Below are 17,719 nucleotides of genomic sequence, written 5' to 3' on the forward strand. Positions count from 1 at the left end.
CCTGCTCCGCGTCCGGAGCGTCTCCTAGCGGCCTCGGCATCACCGACCCGCCAGGGCCGCTTCCGGGCAAAACGCCGCGGGGAGCGGCCCTTTCCGTATCCCCTCACCCCACCCCCATTCCCTCGTAGCCCAAAGGTAGAGGCAACGGTCTCAGGTGCCGTCAAGTGTGAGTTCGAATCTCACCGAGGGAACCCAACTTTCACGCCCCGCGCACCTCAACGCGGAGTAGATGTCAACGGCGACATCCGCGCGGGGCCCGGTGCCCGTAGCTCAGCGGAGAGAGCGCCTGCCTACGAAGCAGGAGGCCGAAGGTTCGAGTCCTTCCGGGCACACCAGCATTTGATGAAGCATGGCCGCGCCGATGAATTTCGGGTGGATCCGTCGTCGACTCCTCCGGATAGATCGAGAGACAGGAGTCCAGATATGACGAGACCCTTTCGATTCGGGGTCGTTGCCCCGCTCAGAACCGACCTTCCGGCGTGGCGAGATCGTGTGCGCCGCATCGCCGACAGCGGGTACTCGACGCTGCTGGTGCCCGACTTTCCGAAGATGCAACCCGCGCCGGGTCCCATGCTGGCCACCGTCGCGGCCCTGACCGACCTGCGCGTGGGGACCTGGGTGTACGCCTCTCCGCTACGCCCGGCCTGGCTGACGGCGTGGGAAGCGCACTCGCTGTCGCTGTTGACCGAGGGGCGCTTCGAGATGGGCATCGGCACCGGCAGACCGGGAATCGAGGACGAGCTCCGCGACAAGGGAATGCCCGCCGTACCGCCGCCTTTCGAGCGGCTGGCCCAGGTCCGTGAGACCGTCCGGAGGCTGCGGGATCTCGACGGCCCCGAACGTCACACGCCCGTGGCTATGGCCGTACTCGGTCCGAAGGCCCGGGCGTTGGCGGCCGAGGTCGCGGACACGGTCACCTTCGCGCTCGGGGATCAGCCTCGGGGCGAGGTCGAGCGGCTGGCACGCGACTTCCGTACCACCAGCGACGCCGAGCTCGCGCTCGCCGTACCGGTTATCGGCGATACTGTCGCGCCGCACATGGCGCCTCCCGACACCGACACTGCCGCGCTTCGCGCGGCGGACGCCATGACCGTCCTTCCGGATGACCCGGCCGCCGCCGCCGAGGAAATCCAGCGGCGACGGGAGGAGATCGGCTTCTCCTATTTCGTCTTCGGCGCCGACGTCGCCGACCGGTTCGCTCCGGTCGTCGCCGAGCTCACCGGACGTTAGTTGCCGGAACAGCTTTCAGCCTCGGGCGATCCACTGTTGCATGGCGGCTGCGACCATCGAGTCGCCGTGCGCGCTGGGGTGCCAGGGGAACCCGAGCGGTTCGGTGTGCGGGTCGAACGCTCCGTCCACCCAGGGATCCGCCGTGCAGGCGCCGTGCCCGGCGGTCACCGCTCGGGTGTCGAGGAAGGTCACGTTCAGAATGCCGGCGGCCTCGCGCTGGGCCGTGTCGATCCGGTCCAGGAACCCGGTGACCGCGCCGGCTCGGGGCTGGACCACGTCGACGCCGAGGATGCTCGCGCAGGCGGAATCCTGGCCGGGAGAGTGTATTTCCGGGTATCCCACGAAAACGATCCGCGCGTTCGGGGCGTAGTAGCGGATGTAATCCACCGCTTGCCGGACTCGATCGGCATAGGCCTGACCGGTGACGGTGTCGAGGTCGGGGGCGCGGCCCTGCGCTGCGGCTTCCGGACCGCAACCATCGATCAGGTCGGTCAGGCACGTGAAGGCACGGGACAAGGCGACCGGGTTGTCGGCTCCCCAGGCGTCGTTCATACCGAGCTGAATCGTCACGGTCCGGGTGCGCGGTCCGAACGCGCTATCGGACATGGCCCGTTTCACCTGGTGCACCAGGGTCCAGCCCGAGGTGTCGATCGTGCCGCCCTGGCAGGAGGTGTCCTCGACGTCGTCCGGCGACAAGCCGATACGCTGCGTCAACTGCGTCGGCCATGATGTGGGCACGTGCTTGCAGCCGGGATCCCCGCCTGCGTTCAGCAGGTCGAGGATTTCCCCGTTGGCGGAGAAGGAATCGCCGATCACCACAAGGGTTTTGCCGCCGGGAGTCTCCGCCGTGGTCGGCGGCGCCATCGCGGCGAGCACCGCTGCGGTGCCGCAGACCGTGGACGCTGCAAGCAACCGCAACCGAGCCGAACTCTTCAAGCTGTGTACCTCTTATCGATCCGTTGCGAAAACATGCGAAGCGCGACCGCTTCAGATTCGAACGCCTACTGTAGCGGCGCGCCGGTAGCGCCGCCGATCGATCGCGAATCCGGCGAAGATCCGACCGAGCCCACTCAGCCGATGACTTTTACGCTGCGATCGCCTCTGTATGAGTAGGAGGTAGGAAAATGTTGCTGGAAAACAAGAACGTGGTTGTCTACGGCGCGGGCGGAGCGGTCGGCAGCGCGGTTGCCCGCGGATTCGCCGACGCAGGCGCCAGGGTCTTCCTGACCGGGCGAAATCCCGACATCGTCAACGCCGTCGCGAAGGAAATCTCCGCCGCCGGCGGAGCCGTCGAGACCGCTGTGGTCGACGCCCGGGACGAGAAATCCGTCACCGCACACCTCGACGCCGTCGTCGCTGAGGTCGGTGGCATCGACGTGTCGTTCAACGCGATCGGAATCTCACCGCAGGGACTGCAGGGAATCCCGCTCACCGACCTATCGGTCGACAATTTCATGCGACCCATCACGACATACGCCCAGGCTCACTTCGTGACCGCGAAGTCCGCTGCACGGCACATGATTCCCCGAGGATCGGGAGTGATCATGATGCACACACCCGAACCCGCCCGCGTGCCCCTGCCCCTGGTCGGCGGTATGAGCGTCGGCTGGGCTTCGATGGAAGCCCTCAACCGCGCGCTGTCGGCCGAATGGGCCCAGCACGGCGTCCGCTCGATCTGCCTGCGTACCACGGGCATGGTCGAGACACCGGTCATCGACGCCGTTTTCGGGCTGCACGCCGACGCGCTGGGCATCCCCAAAGACCAATTCACTACCGCCGTCAGCGCGATGACCCACCGCAAACGCCCGACCACACTGGCCGAACTCACGGCTGTCGCGGTGTTCCTCGCCTCCGACCGAGCATCCGCGATGACGGGAACCGTCGCCAACCTGACCGGCGGAATCATCGTCGACTGACCACCACGGAGGAGCAAGGCAATGAACGATCTACTCGCGAGCGCGGTTGCCGCGCACGGTGGTTCGGACCGATGGAATCGGATCCGGGCGATCCGCGTCGACGCCGCCATCACCGGGGCCTTCTGGCAGGTCAAGGGAAAAGGCGATGCGCTGAGGGACGTCCGCTTCGAGGTGGACACCACGCGGGAACGACTGACCATGGACTTCGCCGGTCGAGACCGACGGTCGCTCTTCGAGCCCGACCGAGTCGTCCTGCAGCAACGCGACGGCACGGTGGTCGACGCGCGCGACGATCCGGAGCGGTCGTTCGACGGCCACCAGTTCCAAACGCCTTGGGACGACCTGCATCTCGCGTACTTCACCGGGGAAGCACTGTGGACGTACTTGAATACGCCGTTCCTGTTCACGTGGCCGGGGTTCGTCTGCGAAGAGATCGCGGCCATCGAGGCCGATGGTGAAATATGGCGGCGGCTACACGTGACCTTTCCCGACCACATCAAGAGCCACACCCGTGAACAAGTGTTCTGCTTCGGCCCGGACGGGCTGCTACGCCGCCACGACTTCGCCATCGACATCGTCGACCCCGCCACCGAGTCACACCTTTACGCCGCCGACTACCGCGACATCGACGGCATCATCATCCCGGCCACCCGACGGGCCTACACCACCGTGGGCGACGACCGGATCGTCCTGGTCGCCATAGACATGGCCGACATCACCGTTGGTTGATCACGATGAACAACACCCACAGCAGGATCAGCGGATCATGCACACAATGACCGAAACCACGACCGGCAACGAGGACTTCGGACGGCTGAGCGAACCGTTCCGACGCGAGCTGCTCGCCTACTGCTACCGCATGCTCGGTTCGGTCGACGACGCGGAAGAAGTGGTGCAAGACGTCTATCTCGACGCCTGGCGGGCCTACGACGGGTTCGAGGGCCGATCGTCGTTGCGTACCTGGCTCTACCGCATCGCGACCCGGGCGTGTTTCAAAGCGCTGGAAAAAAGCAGACGCAGGCCGCTGCCCGCCGATCTCGGCGACCCCGAGACACATCTGGAAGCCTGGCTGATCGAGCGAAGCCCGGAGGTGTCGTGGCTCCAGCCGATACCCGACTTCCTGTTCACCGCCACACCGACCGACCCGGCGACCGTCGTGGTGCAACGACAGACCATGCGGCTCGCCCTGATGGGGGCGCTCCAACAGCTACCACCGCGACAACGAGCCGTGCTGATCCTGCGTGATGTGCTGCAATGGCGGACCGCCGAGGTCGCGCAACTGCTGGAGATGACAGCGGCGGCCGTCAACAGCGCGCTGCAGCGAGCGCGAGCCCAGGTTCCGGTCAGCGAGGACGGTCTGACCGAACCGGCCGAACCACGGCAGCGCGCCCTGCTCGACCGATACGTCACCGCATTCGAAACCGCGGACGTCGATCAACTCGTCGCGGTTTTGACCGAAGACGCACGATGGGAAATGCCGCCGATCGCAACCTGGTTCGAAGGCCGAGACACCATCCTCGCCTTCCTGGCCAGACAGATGCGGATGATCGGTCCGGCCGAACTGGTCGCCACCTCCGCCAATGGACAGCCCGCCTTCGCGGTGTACGCCCGCGGCCACGACGGTGCGCAGCATCCGCATGCACTGCACGTATTGACAATCACCGACGAAGGCGTCAGCAGGATCGTCGCGTTCCACGGCTCCGGGTTGTTTCCGCTGTTCGGACTCTGACCAGGTAACGGCATGTCCGAACAGGGAAACATCGCCCGGCAAGACGCCGAGCTGCGCGCACAGCTGCGGCTGTTCTGCCAACTCATGCTCGGTTCAGCGGACGCCGCCGACTGCATGATTCAGCAGATCTACCAAGAGAATTGGCCATCGGAACGCCTTCAAATGTTCCGTATTGCCGCCGCCCGCTGCGGGATCCGCCGATAGGCTCACGACGGATCGGCGTTGTGGTGGATGCTTTTCGAACCACCCCCCAAGGAACCAGACAGCTCCGGCATACAGGCCGCTCGGACGGCACGTTCGATGCGTACTCGGGGGTGATGGGCCGGTTGGTCCTGCATCGCGCGACCTACCGGCCCACCACCTCAGCCCAGCGCCGAAACGACTGCGGCGTCACTGATTTCGAGTAGACGGCGACGCGCCTTCGGGTCGAGGGCTTGTGCGTGCGGATGGGTCTGCCTGGTGCCGTTGAAATAGCGGCCTGTCGTCTGTGACAGGTCCGGATCGCAGATCAGGCGGAGGGTCGCGGCCGCGCCTTCGTCGACGGTGCTGATCGGCGTGATGCCGGATTCCAGCACCATGGTGGTCGCCATGAGGGTGGCCGGGTGCAGGGCGTTCACGGTGACACCGGTTCCGTCGAGATCTTCGGCGTACTCGATGGTCGCCATGACCATCGCCAGCTTGGCGCGGCAGTAGGCGGTGTACACGTCGTAGCCGTGCTCGGGGGTCGGATCGTCGAGGTTGATCTCCTGCTGGCCAGCGGAGGCCACGTTCACCACCCGCGCCGGTGTCGATGCCTGCAGCAGCGGAAGCAAGCGCCGGGTCAGCCGATACGGGGCCAGATGGTTGACCGCCCACAGTAATTCGTTGCCGTCGGCGCTGAGTTCGCGTCTTCCGTCCGGCCGGCCGCCGGTGCCGGCATTGTTCACCAGCACATCCAATCGTGAAGTGCGGGCGATGATCTCGTCGGCCAGCCGGTCCACCTCTGCGAGTCGTGACAGGTCGGCCAGGATGATCCGCGGAGCGTGTCCGCTCGCGGCTGTCACCTCGGCTGCGACCGCAGCGGCCCGATCAGGGTTGCGGCCGTGCAGGATCAGCCGGGCACCCGCTGCGCCGAGCCGCACCGCGAGTTCGCGGCCGAGTCCGTCCGTCGCGCCCGTGATCAGCACAGTGCGATCAGCGATGCGGTCAATATCTTTGTCGCTCATAACCTTTCCTTGCCGTACCGACCCCGTCAGGATGCACGAGTGGAATTCACGGCAGTGTCTCCGCTGTAGCGACGAGCGTCGCTCGGCCCAGAATGTGGCCCGCGATGGTGAATCCGAGCAGAGCCGGGGTGGAGTCGGCGGCGATGCCGATGTCGTCGACATCCAGCGCGTGCACGGTGACGAAATAGCGGTGCTCACCGTGCCCCGCCGGCGGTGCCGCACCGATGTATCGAGGCAGGCGCGCGTCGTTCGGCAATTGGAAGGAGCCGGTCGGCAACCCGCTACCCGCGTCGTCTCCGGCGCCCTCGGGAAGGCTCGTGGTCGTGGCCGGGATGTTGGCGACAGCCCAGTGCCAGAAGCCGGAGCCGGTGGGGGCGTCGGGGTCGTACACGGTCACCGCGTAACTCTTGGTGCCCGCCGGGGCGCTACTCCAACTCAGTTGCGGGGAAACGTCTTTGCCGCCGGGGGCACCGGAGGACCACTGTGCGGGCTGCCAGGCGGCGCCGTCGCTCACCGTGGTGCTGGTGACCGTGAACGAGGCTGTCTCGGGGAGCCGGGCGAAGGGATTGTTTGCGCTCATCGTGTCGTGCCTTTCGAGTCGTGCCGGACAAGCAAGATCGACGATATCAGAAATAATCGATTATTCCGAAGATCGTCTATCATCGAACCATGACCAGGGCAGCCAACACCTCGACCTCACCGGAGAAGCAGATGCTTTCCGAGCAGATCTACTCACACCTGCGGCACGCGATCATGCGCGGCGAGTACGCGCCCGGTGACGCGCTCAAGCCGCAGGATCTGGCCAAGCAACACGGTGTGAGCCTGGCTGTGGTGCGCGAGGCGCTGGTGCGGCTGGTCGGTGAGGGCCTGGCCGAACGGCTGACCAATCGCGGCTTCGCGGTCCCGGCCTTTTCCGATCGCCGCTGGCAGCAGATCGGCGAGGCCCGCCGGACCATCGAGCCGGTCCTGCTCCGCATGTCGATCGACCGTGGTGACGTCGGCTGGGAGGGCGATGTCCGGGCCGCCCACCACCGCTTGGCGCGCACACCGGCATTCACCCCGGAGGACGGCGAGTACTACAGCGAGGCCTGGGCCGAGGCCCATCGGGTGTTCCATCGCACCCTTTTGGCAGGGTGCGGCAACCCGGTGCTGCTGGAGACCTTCGACCGGATGTGGGTCGCGAGCGAGCTGGCTCGCCGCTGGTCGACACACCGCAACCCCGACCGCGACGGCATCGACGAACATCGCCGATTGGAGGAGGCGGCGCTGGCCCGTGACCCGGACACCGCCGCCGACCTACTGACCCGACACCTCACCCTGACGACGGCCGCACTGGCACAACAAGAAGGCTGACACCGCGGCAGAATGTTCCAGTCCCAGAACGCTGTCCGAGTTCTCCCGACCGATATCCAGGCCGGTCCAGCGCCCGGCATTCGGCAGCGCACGGCGTACCGCGGCGAGCCGGCTATGACGGTCGAAGCCGGTGTGGGTGAACGCTTTCGGGGTCCGGATCAGCGTTTGCCGTCGCCGACGGGCTCGACGGGTCCGGGTTGATCGCCGAGGCGGGCGTGTAGCCGATCTCGGATCTGGTCCGGGGTGTAGGCGCGGCGTTTGCGTTCGGACCGCACGATCACCACACCGGTCGCCGCGACACCCGCGGCCCCTGCCAAGCCGAGCACCTTCCACCAGCGCATGCGCCTAGGCTAGTCGCCGTGCCACGTGAAGCGCTCTCGAGTATCGGTTTGGATGGCGCGGTCGAGCTCACGCGGACCGGCGATCTGTGGCTGTTCCGCGGGCATACCGGTGCCGACCGCGCGATCCGGGGGCTGACCAACAGCCCGGTCAACCATGTCGGCATGGCGGTTGTCATCGATGACCTCCCGGCCCTGATCTGGCACGCCGAGCTCGGCCGGGCACTGCCGGACGTCTGGTCGGGCAACCACCATCGCGGTGCACAGCTGCACGACCTGCGGGCCGCAATCATGCGCTGGGCCAACGATTACGGCCAGCAAGCGTGGATTCGCCAGCTGGATCGGCCGGTTACCCGCGAGATGGAAGATGCCGCGCTGCGGATGGTCGCGCGGCTGGACGGCATGCCCTTTCCCTCGACCAGCGCGCTCGCGGGGCGGTGGTTACGGGGCCGGGTACCGCTGCCGAAACGATCGGGAACGCTCGAAACCGACGCCGGTCTGGAGAACGGGTACTGCGCGGAAATCGTCGCTATGACCTATCAGGCCATGGGTCTGCTGCCGGAGAAGCGTCCGAACTGGTATGACCCGGGCAGGTTTTGGAGCGGCGACAATCTGCGTTTGGCCGGCGGCTATCACCTCGGCGGGGAAATCACGGTGCACGTTCCCGCACGCTGACGCGCCGGCATCACCTACCGCATCCCCGGACGGCCTCGATGTGTCCGGTCCTCATGGCCTGCCGAGTGCCCAGCTGAACAACAACGCCAGGTCGTCGCGGTCCGCTCGGGTCGGTGCGGCGTCGGGGAAAGCCACCATGGGCAGTCGCAGTCCGTCGAGTGCCGCGCAGAGGACCTTCGCGGCCGATATCGGTTGCGCGGCACCGGCTTCCGTCAAAGCCGCGGCGACCAGGTCGCGGGTGTCGGTGTTCCACTGAACCACCAGTGGGGCCAGATCGGGCTGCCGGACGACCTCGAGGTACAGGCTGAATACCGACATTATGCGACGGTCGGGGGCGGTGCTCACCTGTAGCCACCGCTCGGCCAGTTCGGTGGGCGAGGCGGTGCGCAGATCGAAGTCGCGGCGCAGTTCATCGAGAATCGCCCGGGTGGAGGCGATGTCGCGGCGCACCGCTTCGGCGCAGGTCGAATACACCAGATCCGCTCGTGTGGGGAAATGGTAGGTGATCGACGCCAGCGAAACCCCCGCGGCCGCGGCCAGCGCCCGTGTCGTCAGCGCGGGCAGGCCGTCGCGTGAGACCAGGTCGAGTGCGGCATCGAGGACGAGCTGATATCGCTGCTGACCCCGGGCACGTCGGCCGTCGGTATATCCGGTTGTCACCGCCACCTCCTCGGGTTCATCTTGCCGGATGCTCACTGGGCAAATCTCAAGAAAACTATTCGTACGAACGTCTTGTAAGTTACGGTGTCCGAACTCTCAAAGATCGACCCGAGGTGATCCATGACACCACCACCACCACTGCGCAGAGGCTTGTCGGCAGTCGCCGCGCTGGCAGCACTCACGACTATGGCCACCGCGCACAGCGCGGCCGCCGATGTGCCTGCGGGCACCGTCACCGACCGGAGCCCGGCGGTGTCGACGTTCGGGGTCGCGGGGGCGGCGACGGTCGACCGCATCACGTACTGGACCCGGGACTCCTCGGACCGTCCGGCACTGTCCAGCGCTCTGGTCTTCCTGCCGCAGGGGACTCCGCCGCCGGGCGGCCGACCGGTGGTGGCCTGGGACCACGGCACGATGGGTGTCGCCGGGAAATGCGCACCGTCCACCATGGGGCTGGCCGACGACCACTACCCGGAGTTGTTCTCGCGCTGGCTCGCCGACGGCTATGCCGTCGTGGCCACCGACTACATCGGACTGGGCACCCCCGGCCCGCACGCCTATCTCGACGGTCACGCCGAGGCCAACGCCACCGTGGATTCGGTCCGCGCCGCCCGGACGGTCGAGCCGGGACTCTCGACACGCTGGGCGGTCGTCGGGCATTCCCAGGGCGGGCAGGCGGCCATGTTCACCGCCATCGACGCCACCCGCTACGCCCCCGAACTGGACTATCGCGGTGGCGCCGCCTACGCGCCCGGTGCGAGCGCCGTCGACTCGATGACCCTGCTCGGTCGGCCCGGTCTACCGAAAGTGCTGCCCCCGGACATGAATGCGTATGCCGCCTACGCGCTGCTCGGGCTCCAGGCCGCCCGGCCCGACTTCGATCTCGACAGCTACCTCACCCCGTTCGGCCGGGACATCATCGACCGCGCCCAGCGGCTGTGTCTGGATGATCTCATCGCCGAGACAGCCGATGTGAACGTTTCCGACATGCTGGCCCGCCCGCTGGACGAGGGCGATTTCCCGGTACTCGCGCATCCGGTGATGGACATCCCCACATCCGGCTACGACCGCCCGCTGTTCATCGCACAGGGAGTCGTGGACGCCGACGTCCCCGCGCCCATGGTGTGGAACCTGGAAGCCCAGCTCGTCGGGCAGGGCACCCGAGTCGAGATGCGCAATTATCCCGGCGACGACCACGAAAGCCTGCTCACTACCGCCGAACCCGACGTCGACGGCTTCCTCGCGCAACTGCTGCGCTGACCCGGACAAATCCCCTGGGGGACCTCCGATGAGCCGTCGGTCCTTCGGCCACCCCGTCCATGTCGGCGAATGAGTCGACCAATCCATCTGCCCACCAAGGAGATTCAGTGAACACCCGCACCCGCATCGTCGTCGCCTCCGCATTGACCGCGACCTTGATGACACTCACCATCGAAGTGGCCACGGCCGCCCCCTCGCCCGTCGCCCCGGCCACCGGCACAGCCACGGATGCGGCCGCCCTGAGCGCCGATTCCCCCAGCAGCGCCGGGACGTCCACGCCGTCGGCAACGGCAGATCTGCCAGTTGCGGATCTGGCGAATGCCGCTGCGGCGCAGCTACTTTCTCCGTCCGCATCGGGCGCCGTCCCGGTCGCCGCGGCCGCGGGGACCGACCCACAGGCCGACATCGCCGATGCACTGAACCAGGCCGGTAACGAGTTCATGCTGGCCGCGACCGTGGGCACCATGGCCGGTGGCGTGGTCGGGCTCGTGGGCGGCTGTGTCGTCGGCGCGATCGTCGGCGCGATCGGTGGCTGCATTCCCGGCCTGGGGATCGGCGCGGCGGTGGGCCCGATCATCGGCGGCGTGGTCGCCGGGGTCCCCGCCGGTATCGCGGCACTGGTGCAGGCGTACAACACCCTGCACGCTGCCGGTGACATCAGCGCCCCGCTCGCGGCTCCGATCAGCTGACGTTGGACCACCGGTCACTGCGGCAATGTGCCGACGCCGCAGTGGCCGGGAAATCAACTGCCCTAGATCATCTCGGTGTTCCGGGTGACCAGCGCCCTGAAAGACGCGCGAATCTACTGGCGTAGAACCTGATTCGCGCCCAACTCCCCGAGCACCGAAGGCAAGTCCCCGATATCGTGGCGCCGATCCCACGAGGGGTAGTGCGGCAATCGGTATCGGGGACGAGTGACGCGTCGGCTGTCACGCCATGACGGTCGCCTAGGGGTTGTAGATTTCCACGAAAGCGTTGGTGGCGACGGCGAAGACGCCGGGTCCGGTGCCGGTGCAGGCCGCCGTAATACGGTCACCCGACGGGGTGAAGGGGTAGCTGAGCACCTTGTAGGGGCCGACGGCGTACAGCGGGAACGGCCCGCTGGCGTAGAGGCCGACGCAGTCGAGGTGAAGTACGTAGTTGGATCCACCGTCGGGCCGGCAGACTGCCGACGCGTCGAACACCCCCTTCGTCACGGTGCAGTCCTGCGGCGCGGCCTGCGCGGTACCCGACCCGACGACGGCCGCGAAACCCAAACCCGAAATGCCCGCGATCGCAACCCGTCCGGCGACACTCAACGACCTTTTCATGAAGACCCTTCCGATTGGCGTTGTGTTGTTCGTCGTAGCCGAGCCCAGCTTTGTTTCCATTCTGAAGTTTTTGGCCGTGTCCGGCCCGCATCGCGGGAACGGTACAGCGGTGAAATACGGTCGGGGTCGTGACAGGTCGTGGCAGTTCGAGGGTCGGTGGAGTCGATCATGGGTAAGCCGAATCGGAAGCATCGGGCAGCCAAGCAGCGGGCGCGATACGGCGGAGCCGACGTTCCGGGCATGCCCGGTGGGGCCGAGGGGCGGCCGCCGACCGCTGCGGAGATCGGCAATGCGATCCTGGCGGCCGCCATGGAATCGGCCCAGCGTGGGGCGCGGGCAGGATCAGTACAGCATGATCCGGTTGTCGTGTTCGCCGGCCGGCTCGCCGCTGACGACCCGCTCCTTCACGAGGTGGAGCGGGGTGTGCACCTGGCGGAGCAGCACCTCATGGCGCGAGCCTTCCGGAATGGCTGGTTGCCGGCGGACATTCAGCAGGCGGCGCGACGGCGGGTCGACGACTTCGCCGTCGGCTTTCTGATCGACACCATGGCGGACTCTGTGCGGCCCTTCGCGCCTGCGACCGTCGACGAAACCTGGCTTGCTCAGCTCGGTGAATTGGCGGCGGACGTCTGGTGGTCGGATTCTTCGCCGCATTTCGGCCAGTGGGCGGCGAAGCACATGCTGACCACCGCCGAAGCGCTCATCACCGTCATCGAGGCCCTCGGACTGCTGATCCTGCTGCCGAAACTGGAACTCATCAGGCCCCTGCCCGGTACCGCACGCCCGATGGCCGCGGTCCCCCATCATGTCGACGAGAAGGTGCTCGGCCGCGTTCGCGGGCTGCTCGCCAAGGCGGAGTCCACGCCCTTCCCCGAAGAGGCCGAGGCCCTGTCGGCCAAGGCCCAGGAGCTGATGACCAAGTACGCGCTCGATCGGGTGCTCGTCGACGCCGACACCGCCGTCCCGGATCTGCCAGGGGCACGGCGAATGTGGCTGGATACACCGTACACCGACGCGAAGGCCCTTTTGATCGACGTCGTCGCCAAGGCCAATCGATGCCGCGCCGTCTTTTCCTCGGCATGGGATTTCATGACCATCGTCGGCGACGACGCGGACCTCGACGCGGTGGAGTTGTTGTCCACCTCGCTGCTCGTACAGGCCACCAGGGCGATGATCGCGAACGGCGACAAAGCCTCCCGAAGCGACAAAGCCTCCCGAAGCGACGAGGCGCGCAGCCGGACGTTCCGGAAGTCGTTCCTCGTCGCCTATGCCACCCGTATCGGGGAGCGCCTGGACGCGGCCACCGCGGCCACCATCGCGGAATCGGCTGAGCCGGAACGACTGCTGCCGGTCCTGGCCTCACACCAGATCGCAGTCGACGCGGCTTTCGACACCCTGTTTCCACAAGCCCGGAACCGCGGGATCACAATCCGCAGCGCCGCAGGCTGGGACGCCGGCCGAGTAGCCGCCGACCGCGCCCGCCTCGACCCGAGACAGTCATGACGACCAGTGGCCCGGGTGCGGGCCAGGCACGAAGGCGAGCGCCGTGCCCGGCCTCGCTGCAACTGCGGACGCCTCAGACATCGTCCGGATGCCGGGTGAGTAGCCGCTCGGCGGCGTCGTACTCGTAGAGTTCGGCATAGCGTCCCCAGTCGATGGCGATCCGCAGTTGTCGCCGCGCGGCGTCCTCGGTGAAGCCCCGCCGTAGCAGGTCGAGGAAGAAGCCGTCGCGCAGCCGCTGGTTGCGCGCACTGGTCAGGGCGTGGTCGATCGCCGCGACCAGGGGCGCATGGGCTCGCGCCAGCCGCGCGAAAATGGCCTTGGCACTGTCGATATCGGCCTCGGCGAACAGGGCGCCGTCGACGGTGAGTTCGATATCCCCGTCGGCGGTGGTGGCCAGCCCCAGCATGGTGGCGGCGTCGACCACCGGCATCAGATCGTCGATCTCGAAGCGCAACCCGCCGGCCAGATCCGGCAGGTCGGCCCGCCCGCCTTGGGCGGCAACGAAATCCAGCATGCCGCCGATTCCGTCCACCCCGGCATCGGGCAGCGGCCGGGTGGTGGGTGTGGGTGTGATGCTCGGCCAGCCGCCATCGAAGGTGGCGTCGGTGAGCATCCGATAGGCCTGGTCCACCAGTGCCTGGAACCCGGCGCCGCGTGGGTCGCGCGGCCGCGGGAGCCGCACCTGGATCTCGCCCTTGATTCGCCCGGGATTGTTGTCCAGCACCAGGATTCGGTCGGCCAGCTGCACGGCCTCCTCGATGTTGTGGGTGACCATCAGCATGGTCTTGGTCGGGAAGGCGGTCTCCGCCCACAGGCGCATGAGCTCGCCGCGCAGGTTCTCGGCGGTCAAGACGTCCAGCGCCGAGAACGGTTCGTCCATGAGCAGCACCTCCGGCTGCACCACCAGGGCGCGGGCGAATCCCACTCGCTGGCGCATACCGCCGGAAAGCTCCTTGGGATAGGCGTTCTCGAAGCCGTCCAGGCCGATCATGTCGATGGCGTCGGTGACCCTCTCGCCGCGCTCCCAGGCCGAAATCCCTTGGGCGCGAAGGCCGAGTTCGACATTCTGCCGCACGGTCAGCCACGGCAGCAACGCGAAGGTCTGGAACACCATGGCGGTATCGGCATTCGGCTCGGTGATCTCGGTCTGCCGGATGCGTGCGGACCCCGCAGAGGGGAGCATCAGGCCCGCGATGATCCGCAGCAGCGTGGACTTGCCGGAGCCGGATTTGCCCAGCAGCGCGACGATTTCCCCCTCCTGCAGCTCGAGGCAGACATCCGAGAGAACCGGCAGCTGCTCGCCGGAGGGGTTGGTGAAGTTCTTGGTGACACGATCGACGGTGATGATGGGGGCCGACACGGTGTGTCCTCCTTTCGAAAAGTGTTTCAGCTCAGCGAGAATCGCTGTTCGGCGGTGCGCTGCAGGCGCCGCCACAGCAGGCGGTTGATGGTCACCGTGACCACGCTCATCACCACGGTGCCGAGCAGCACCTTGGCGAAGACGTCGTCGGTGGTGGCATTGGTGATGTACGCGCCCAGGCCGTAGGCCTCCATATGGGTGTTCCCGGCCTCCACGACCTCGCCGACCAGCGTGGCGTTCCACGCGCCGCCGAACGCGGTGATCGCGCCGACCACGTAGCCGGGGAAGATCGCGGGCAGTATCAACGACTTCCAGCGCTGCCATCCGTGCACGCCGAGATCGTCCATGGCCTCGCGCAGGTCCGTCGGGATCTGCCCGGCCGCCGCGATCACATTGAACAGCACGTACCACTGCGCACCCAGCGCCATCAGCGCGATGCCGCCGATATTCAGTGAGATGCCGGTGTAGGTGAGCGCCGCGATGACGAAGATGAACAAGAACTGGGCCGGGAAACTGGCCAGCACCTGCACCACCGGTTGAGCGAACCGGCAGATGCGCGGATTCATCCCGATCCACACGCCGACCGGCACCCACACGATGGTGGAGACCACCAGCAGCACTATCACGCGGCCGAGGCTGGCCAGCCCCAGCAGCGAGGTCGGCCCGAATTCGGCCAGGCCCACGGTTCTGTCGAAGTAGGAGGCGAGTGCCCAGGTGCCCCAGGCGAGCGCGGCGAAGAGCAGTCCGAAGAAGAGCACATCGCCGATGCGGCTGCCCGCACGCTCGTCGTAGGCGGAACGGGTGCTGCGCCCGAAGACCCGCATGAGGCGATCGACCCGCTCACCGACCGGCCGTAGCACCCGAGCCAGCCGGCCCGGCACCGTGCTGTGCCGCAGCAGGTCGAGCACCAGACTCCGTGGGGCCTGCGCACTTTCGGTGTGCTCCACCCGGAATCGCTCCGACCACGCCGTGAGCGGCCGCCAGAACACCACGTTCACCATGACGATGGTGAGCACCATGACCAGCGCACCCATAATGAGATTGCCGACCTCGGCCTCGGAGGTGGCCGCCGCGATGAAGCTACCCATGCCGGGCAGCGCCTCGTCCCGGCCGGATACCGTGATGACCTCCGAGGCCGCGAGCATGAACCACGCGCCGCCGAAGCTCATCATGCCGTTCCAGATCATCGGCACCATGGCCGTCGGCACCTCCAGCTGCCACAGCCGCTGCCAGCGGGTGAGCCGCATCATGCGGGCCGCATCATCCAGCTCCCGGGGCATATTGCGCAACGCCTGGTAGTAGGCGAAGGTCATGTTCCAGGCCTGCGCGGTGAAGATGGCGAAGATGCACGCCGCCTCCGCGCCCAGATACGAGCCGTGGAACATGCCCACGAACGCGGTGACCGTGATCGAGACCAGGGCCAGCACCGGCACCGACTGCAGCACGTCGAGCGCCGGGATGAACACCTTCTCGGCCCGCCGCGAGCGCGCCGCCCACTGGCCGACGATCAATGTGAAGAGGATCGACGCCACCAGGCCGATGAACATGCGCAGCGTGGTGCGGGCCGCGTAATAGGGCAGGTTCGCGGGATCGGTTGATACGGACTCGGTTCCCGTATCCGGCGTCCAGGGCACCGACATGTCCCGAAACAGCCGCAGCACCACCAGGATCAGCAGCACGCCCGCGCCGATGATCAGGTAGTCCACCGCCCGGAGCCGGCCGCGCGCCCGCGGCACCTCGGGAGTCATCTTGGGGCGGTCCGGAATTGCCAATTCAAGAGTCATTGCTGTTCACCTCGCTCCGAGCGGCGTCGTCGCAACTCAGTTGGTCGATTCGTCGGCGGCCGCGGGCGGTGCGGTCATGACGTTGAAGGCGTGCACGGCCGAGGCCAGCACCGCCGGTGCGCCGACGAGCAGGTTGAAAACCACGACTCCTATCCCGGCCCCGGCCACCGCGCCCTCCAGGCAGCCGGTGACGGCGCCCGGAATCGCCAACGTGCCCAACGTCAATGCGCCGACCGCGAGACCCTGGCCCGCGCCCAGCAGGACGCAGCCCAGCGGCGCTCCGATGACCGCACCCAGCAGCGTGCCCACCGCCAGGGCCACGGTGAGCTCGTTGTTGACATTCTGGAAGACGGTATTCATCCGATCCTCGAAGCTGTCGGGATCGGCAATCGGCTGTGCCGCAGGGCCTTCGGCTTGCGCCTCCGCGGCGGCGTGCAGCTCCGCGGCGATGCGTCGTTCCTCGGTGCTGACCGGTCGGGCCCGATCCGGGCGCGGAGTGAGGGTGGCGCTGTCGCCGTCGATGCGGGCGTCGATCGGGTACGTCGTGTCCTGCTTCGTGATGGTCAGCGGGATCGCCCCCACCACCACGCCCTGCGGGTCGAGGATCTGCAGCTGGTCGGTGGTGGTTCGGAGCGTGCCGAGGTCGGTGCGCAGCACCACCGATCGGTCCACGATCCGGGCGTCGCCGGACACGGCCTGAGCTGTCACAGCGTCGGCGAGCCGGGCGTCCGGTCCGGGTGCCGCGGCCGAAGCGGCGGCAGGGGCGACCAGTCCGGCGGTGGTCATCGCCGCGGTGGCGAATGCGAGCAAGCGAATTCTCATCGGGATGTTTCCCCTCGGGATACTGCTGCCCGCATCGGATTCCGGGCAGCATCGAATACCGTCGGGCACGGTGGTGCCGACGGGTCGGATACATATGCGAATCTCCGAATTCATTCGTAAAATGTGCATGCGAATAGTCCGGTGCCGCGCGGGCGGCATCGTGATATCGGAGAATTGCGTGCGTCGAGATATCGACGCGGTGTTGGTGTGGTGGCTAGCGGCCCGGACCGAGGCGGAGGGGCCGACCCGGAGATCCCGGGTCATCATCGGGTGCCATCGTGCTACCCGACCTCCTCACTGGTAGAACGCGATTCGTCAACGCACGGGGGAGGTCGCCCGGAACTCTCGGGGCGGACGCACACCCCTCTCGTCAGAGTTTTGGCACTGCACGACGTGTTCCGAACCGGAGTGTTCCGAATCGGAAAGCCACTTTGGATTACCCCTTGATCCGGAGAAATCTGTCCTAACCTTGGGCGTCTCTCGACGTCGTCAGATCAGTGGCCTGTGTTCGTGCAGGAGCCTCGCCTATCGAGGTGCAACAGGGAACCTAGTTAAAGACTCGTTAAAAGTCAAA

19 protein-coding genes, 2 tRNA genes and 1 riboswitch are annotated in these 17,719 nt (G+C 67.0%); of the genes, 12 read left to right on the forward strand and 9 right to left on the reverse strand.

Annotated features, from left to right (window positions below; all coding sequences use genetic code 11):
• Positions 1-118 precede the first annotated feature (118 nt).
• From ACWEKS_RS14115 to ACWEKS_RS14125, 3 genes are all read left to right on the forward strand, one after another.
• Positions 119-191: transfer RNA gene (locus tag ACWEKS_RS14115), tRNA-Leu, on the forward strand.
• Between the two features lie 68 nt (positions 192-259).
• A tRNA-Arg gene (locus ACWEKS_RS14120) sits at positions 260-335 on the forward strand.
• Between the two features lie 88 nt (positions 336-423).
• A complete protein-coding gene (locus ACWEKS_RS14125) occupies positions 424-1,230 on the forward strand; it encodes an LLM class flavin-dependent oxidoreductase (RefSeq protein WP_452340436.1) in 807 nt (268 codons plus the stop codon).
• A 15-nt stretch (positions 1,231-1,245) separates the two neighbouring features.
• Here the strand turns inward: ACWEKS_RS14125 and ACWEKS_RS14130 are convergent, their stop codons facing one another.
• On the reverse strand, positions 1,246-2,166 hold the full coding sequence (locus ACWEKS_RS14130) for an SGNH/GDSL hydrolase family protein (RefSeq protein WP_452340437.1): 921 nt from the start codon (positions 2,164-2,166) through the stop codon (positions 1,246-1,248).
• A 188-nt stretch (positions 2,167-2,354) separates the two neighbouring features.
• Here ACWEKS_RS14130 and ACWEKS_RS14135 point away from each other — a divergent pair, with 188 nt between their 5' ends.
• Genes ACWEKS_RS14135 through ACWEKS_RS14150 form a run of 4 tightly spaced genes read left to right on the forward strand, consistent with a single transcriptional unit; the run spans position 2,355 to position 5,079 of the window.
• A complete protein-coding gene (locus ACWEKS_RS14135; protein WP_452340438.1) occupies positions 2,355-3,146 on the forward strand; it encodes an SDR family NAD(P)-dependent oxidoreductase in 792 nt (263 codons plus the stop codon).
• 21 nt (positions 3,147-3,167) lie between these two features.
• Positions 3,168-3,875 (forward strand): hypothetical protein, encoded by a 708-nt coding sequence (locus tag ACWEKS_RS14140; RefSeq protein ID WP_452340439.1) that lies wholly within the window; start codon positions 3,168-3,170, stop codon positions 3,873-3,875.
• Between the two features lie 34 nt (positions 3,876-3,909).
• Complete coding sequence (locus ACWEKS_RS14145; RefSeq protein ID WP_452340541.1) at positions 3,910-4,875, forward strand: sigma-70 family RNA polymerase sigma factor; 966 nt, start codon at positions 3,910-3,912, stop codon at positions 4,873-4,875.
• 12 nt (positions 4,876-4,887) lie between these two features.
• Positions 4,888-5,079 carry a hypothetical protein gene (locus ACWEKS_RS14150; protein WP_452340440.1) on the forward strand — a complete coding sequence of 64 codons (192 nt, stop codon included), beginning with the start codon at positions 4,888-4,890 and terminating at the stop codon, positions 5,077-5,079.
• 158 nt (positions 5,080-5,237) lie between these two features.
• Here the strand turns inward: ACWEKS_RS14150 and ACWEKS_RS14155 are convergent, their stop codons facing one another.
• Positions 5,238-6,080: an SDR family NAD(P)-dependent oxidoreductase gene (locus ACWEKS_RS14155; protein ID WP_452340441.1), complete on the reverse strand. Its 843-nt coding sequence runs from the start codon at positions 6,078-6,080 to the stop codon at positions 5,238-5,240.
• 46 nt (positions 6,081-6,126) lie between these two features.
• Entirely contained in the window at positions 6,127-6,660 is a 534-nt protein-coding gene (locus ACWEKS_RS14160) for a YbhB/YbcL family Raf kinase inhibitor-like protein (RefSeq protein ID WP_452340442.1), read from the reverse strand.
• A gap of 89 nt (positions 6,661-6,749) precedes the next feature.
• On the opposite strand from ACWEKS_RS14160, the gene ACWEKS_RS14165 reads away from it, so the two are divergent.
• Positions 6,750-7,433, forward strand: a complete 684-nt coding sequence (locus ACWEKS_RS14165; RefSeq protein WP_452340443.1) for a GntR family transcriptional regulator — start codon at positions 6,750-6,752, stop codon at positions 7,431-7,433.
• 158 nt (positions 7,434-7,591) lie between these two features.
• On the opposite strand, the gene ACWEKS_RS14170 is transcribed toward ACWEKS_RS14165, so the two are convergent.
• Positions 7,592-7,774, reverse strand: a complete 183-nt coding sequence (locus ACWEKS_RS14170; protein WP_452340444.1) for a hypothetical protein — start codon at positions 7,772-7,774, stop codon at positions 7,592-7,594.
• Between the two features lie 18 nt (positions 7,775-7,792).
• On the opposite strand from ACWEKS_RS14170, the gene ACWEKS_RS14175 reads away from it, so the two are divergent.
• A complete protein-coding gene (locus ACWEKS_RS14175; protein ID WP_452340445.1) occupies positions 7,793-8,446 on the forward strand; it encodes a hypothetical protein in 654 nt (217 codons plus the stop codon).
• A 51-nt stretch (positions 8,447-8,497) separates the two neighbouring features.
• Here the strand turns inward: ACWEKS_RS14175 and ACWEKS_RS14180 are convergent, their stop codons facing one another.
• The gene (locus tag ACWEKS_RS14180) at positions 8,498-9,106 is read right to left on the reverse strand and encodes a TetR/AcrR family transcriptional regulator (protein WP_452340446.1); all 609 of its coding nucleotides are present in this window, start codon (positions 9,104-9,106) and stop codon (positions 8,498-8,500) included.
• 120 nt (positions 9,107-9,226) lie between these two features.
• Between ACWEKS_RS14180 and ACWEKS_RS14185 the strand changes: the two genes are divergently transcribed.
• Both ACWEKS_RS14185 and ACWEKS_RS14190 read left to right on the forward strand, forming a co-directional pair.
• Complete coding sequence (locus ACWEKS_RS14185) at positions 9,227-10,366, forward strand: lipase family protein (protein WP_452340447.1); 1,140 nt, start codon at positions 9,227-9,229, stop codon at positions 10,364-10,366.
• A gap of 107 nt (positions 10,367-10,473) precedes the next feature.
• A complete protein-coding gene (locus tag ACWEKS_RS14190; protein WP_452340448.1) occupies positions 10,474-11,055 on the forward strand; it encodes a hypothetical protein in 582 nt (193 codons plus the stop codon).
• 258 nt (positions 11,056-11,313) lie between these two features.
• Here ACWEKS_RS14190 and ACWEKS_RS14195 read toward each other — a convergent pair whose 3' ends face one another.
• Complete coding sequence (locus ACWEKS_RS14195; protein ID WP_452340449.1) at positions 11,314-11,676, reverse strand: hypothetical protein; 363 nt, start codon at positions 11,674-11,676, stop codon at positions 11,314-11,316.
• A 168-nt stretch (positions 11,677-11,844) separates the two neighbouring features.
• Between ACWEKS_RS14195 and ACWEKS_RS14200 the strand changes: the two genes are divergently transcribed.
• Entirely contained in the window at positions 11,845-13,179 is a 1,335-nt protein-coding gene (locus tag ACWEKS_RS14200; RefSeq protein WP_452340450.1) for a DUF2786 domain-containing protein, read from the forward strand.
• Between the two features lie 73 nt (positions 13,180-13,252).
• Here the strand turns inward: ACWEKS_RS14200 and ACWEKS_RS14205 are convergent, their stop codons facing one another.
• From ACWEKS_RS14205 to ACWEKS_RS14215, 3 genes are read right to left on the reverse strand one after another with little or no spacing between them, the layout of a single operon-like run.
• The gene (locus ACWEKS_RS14205; RefSeq protein ID WP_452340451.1) at positions 13,253-14,539 is read right to left on the reverse strand and encodes an ABC transporter ATP-binding protein; all 1,287 of its coding nucleotides are present in this window, start codon (positions 14,537-14,539) and stop codon (positions 13,253-13,255) included.
• A gap of 26 nt (positions 14,540-14,565) precedes the next feature.
• Entirely contained in the window at positions 14,566-16,323 is a 1,758-nt protein-coding gene (locus tag ACWEKS_RS14210) for an ABC transporter permease (protein ID WP_452340452.1), read from the reverse strand.
• Between the two features lie 36 nt (positions 16,324-16,359).
• The gene (locus ACWEKS_RS14215; RefSeq protein ID WP_452340453.1) at positions 16,360-17,145 is read right to left on the reverse strand and encodes a hypothetical protein; all 786 of its coding nucleotides are present in this window, start codon (positions 17,143-17,145) and stop codon (positions 16,360-16,362) included.
• A gap of 355 nt (positions 17,146-17,500) precedes the next feature.
• A riboswitch (M-box (ykoK) riboswitch) is annotated at positions 17,501-17,685 on the reverse strand.
• Positions 17,686-17,719: the final 34 nt, after the last annotated feature.

It is taken from the genome of Nocardia sp. NPDC004711 (assembly GCF_053601595.1).

Coding starts and splice junctions, on each gene's coding strand:
- ACWEKS_RS14125 (WP_452340436.1), top strand. CDS start 424: ATGACGAGACCCTTTCGATTCGGGGTCGTTGCCCCGCTCAGAACCGAC.
- ACWEKS_RS14135 (WP_452340438.1), top strand. CDS start 2,355: ATGTTGCTGGAAAACAAGAACGTGGTTGTCTACGGCGCGGGCGGAGCG.
- ACWEKS_RS14140 (WP_452340439.1), top strand. CDS start 3,168: ATGAACGATCTACTCGCGAGCGCGGTTGCCGCGCACGGTGGTTCGGAC.
- ACWEKS_RS14150 (WP_452340440.1), top strand. CDS start 4,888: ATGTCCGAACAGGGAAACATCGCCCGGCAAGACGCCGAGCTGCGCGCA.
- ACWEKS_RS14155 (WP_452340441.1), bottom strand. CDS start 6,080: ATGAGCGACAAAGATATTGACCGCATCGCTGATCGCACTGTGCTGATC.
- ACWEKS_RS14160 (WP_452340442.1), bottom strand. CDS start 6,660: ATGAGCGCAAACAATCCCTTCGCCCGGCTCCCCGAGACAGCCTCGTTC.
- ACWEKS_RS14165 (WP_452340443.1), top strand. CDS start 6,750: ATGACCAGGGCAGCCAACACCTCGACCTCACCGGAGAAGCAGATGCTT.
- ACWEKS_RS14170 (WP_452340444.1), bottom strand. CDS start 7,774: ATGCGCTGGTGGAAGGTGCTCGGCTTGGCAGGGGCCGCGGGTGTCGCG.
- ACWEKS_RS14185 (WP_452340447.1), top strand. CDS start 9,227: ATGACACCACCACCACCACTGCGCAGAGGCTTGTCGGCAGTCGCCGCG.
- ACWEKS_RS14195 (WP_452340449.1), bottom strand. CDS start 11,676: ATGAAAAGGTCGTTGAGTGTCGCCGGACGGGTTGCGATCGCGGGCATT.
- ACWEKS_RS14200 (WP_452340450.1), top strand. CDS start 11,845: ATGGGTAAGCCGAATCGGAAGCATCGGGCAGCCAAGCAGCGGGCGCGA.
- ACWEKS_RS14210 (WP_452340452.1), bottom strand. CDS start 16,323: ATGACTCTTGAATTGGCAATTCCGGACCGCCCCAAGATGACTCCCGAG.
- ACWEKS_RS14215 (WP_452340453.1), bottom strand. CDS start 17,145: ATGAGAATTCGCTTGCTCGCATTCGCCACCGCGGCGATGACCACCGCC.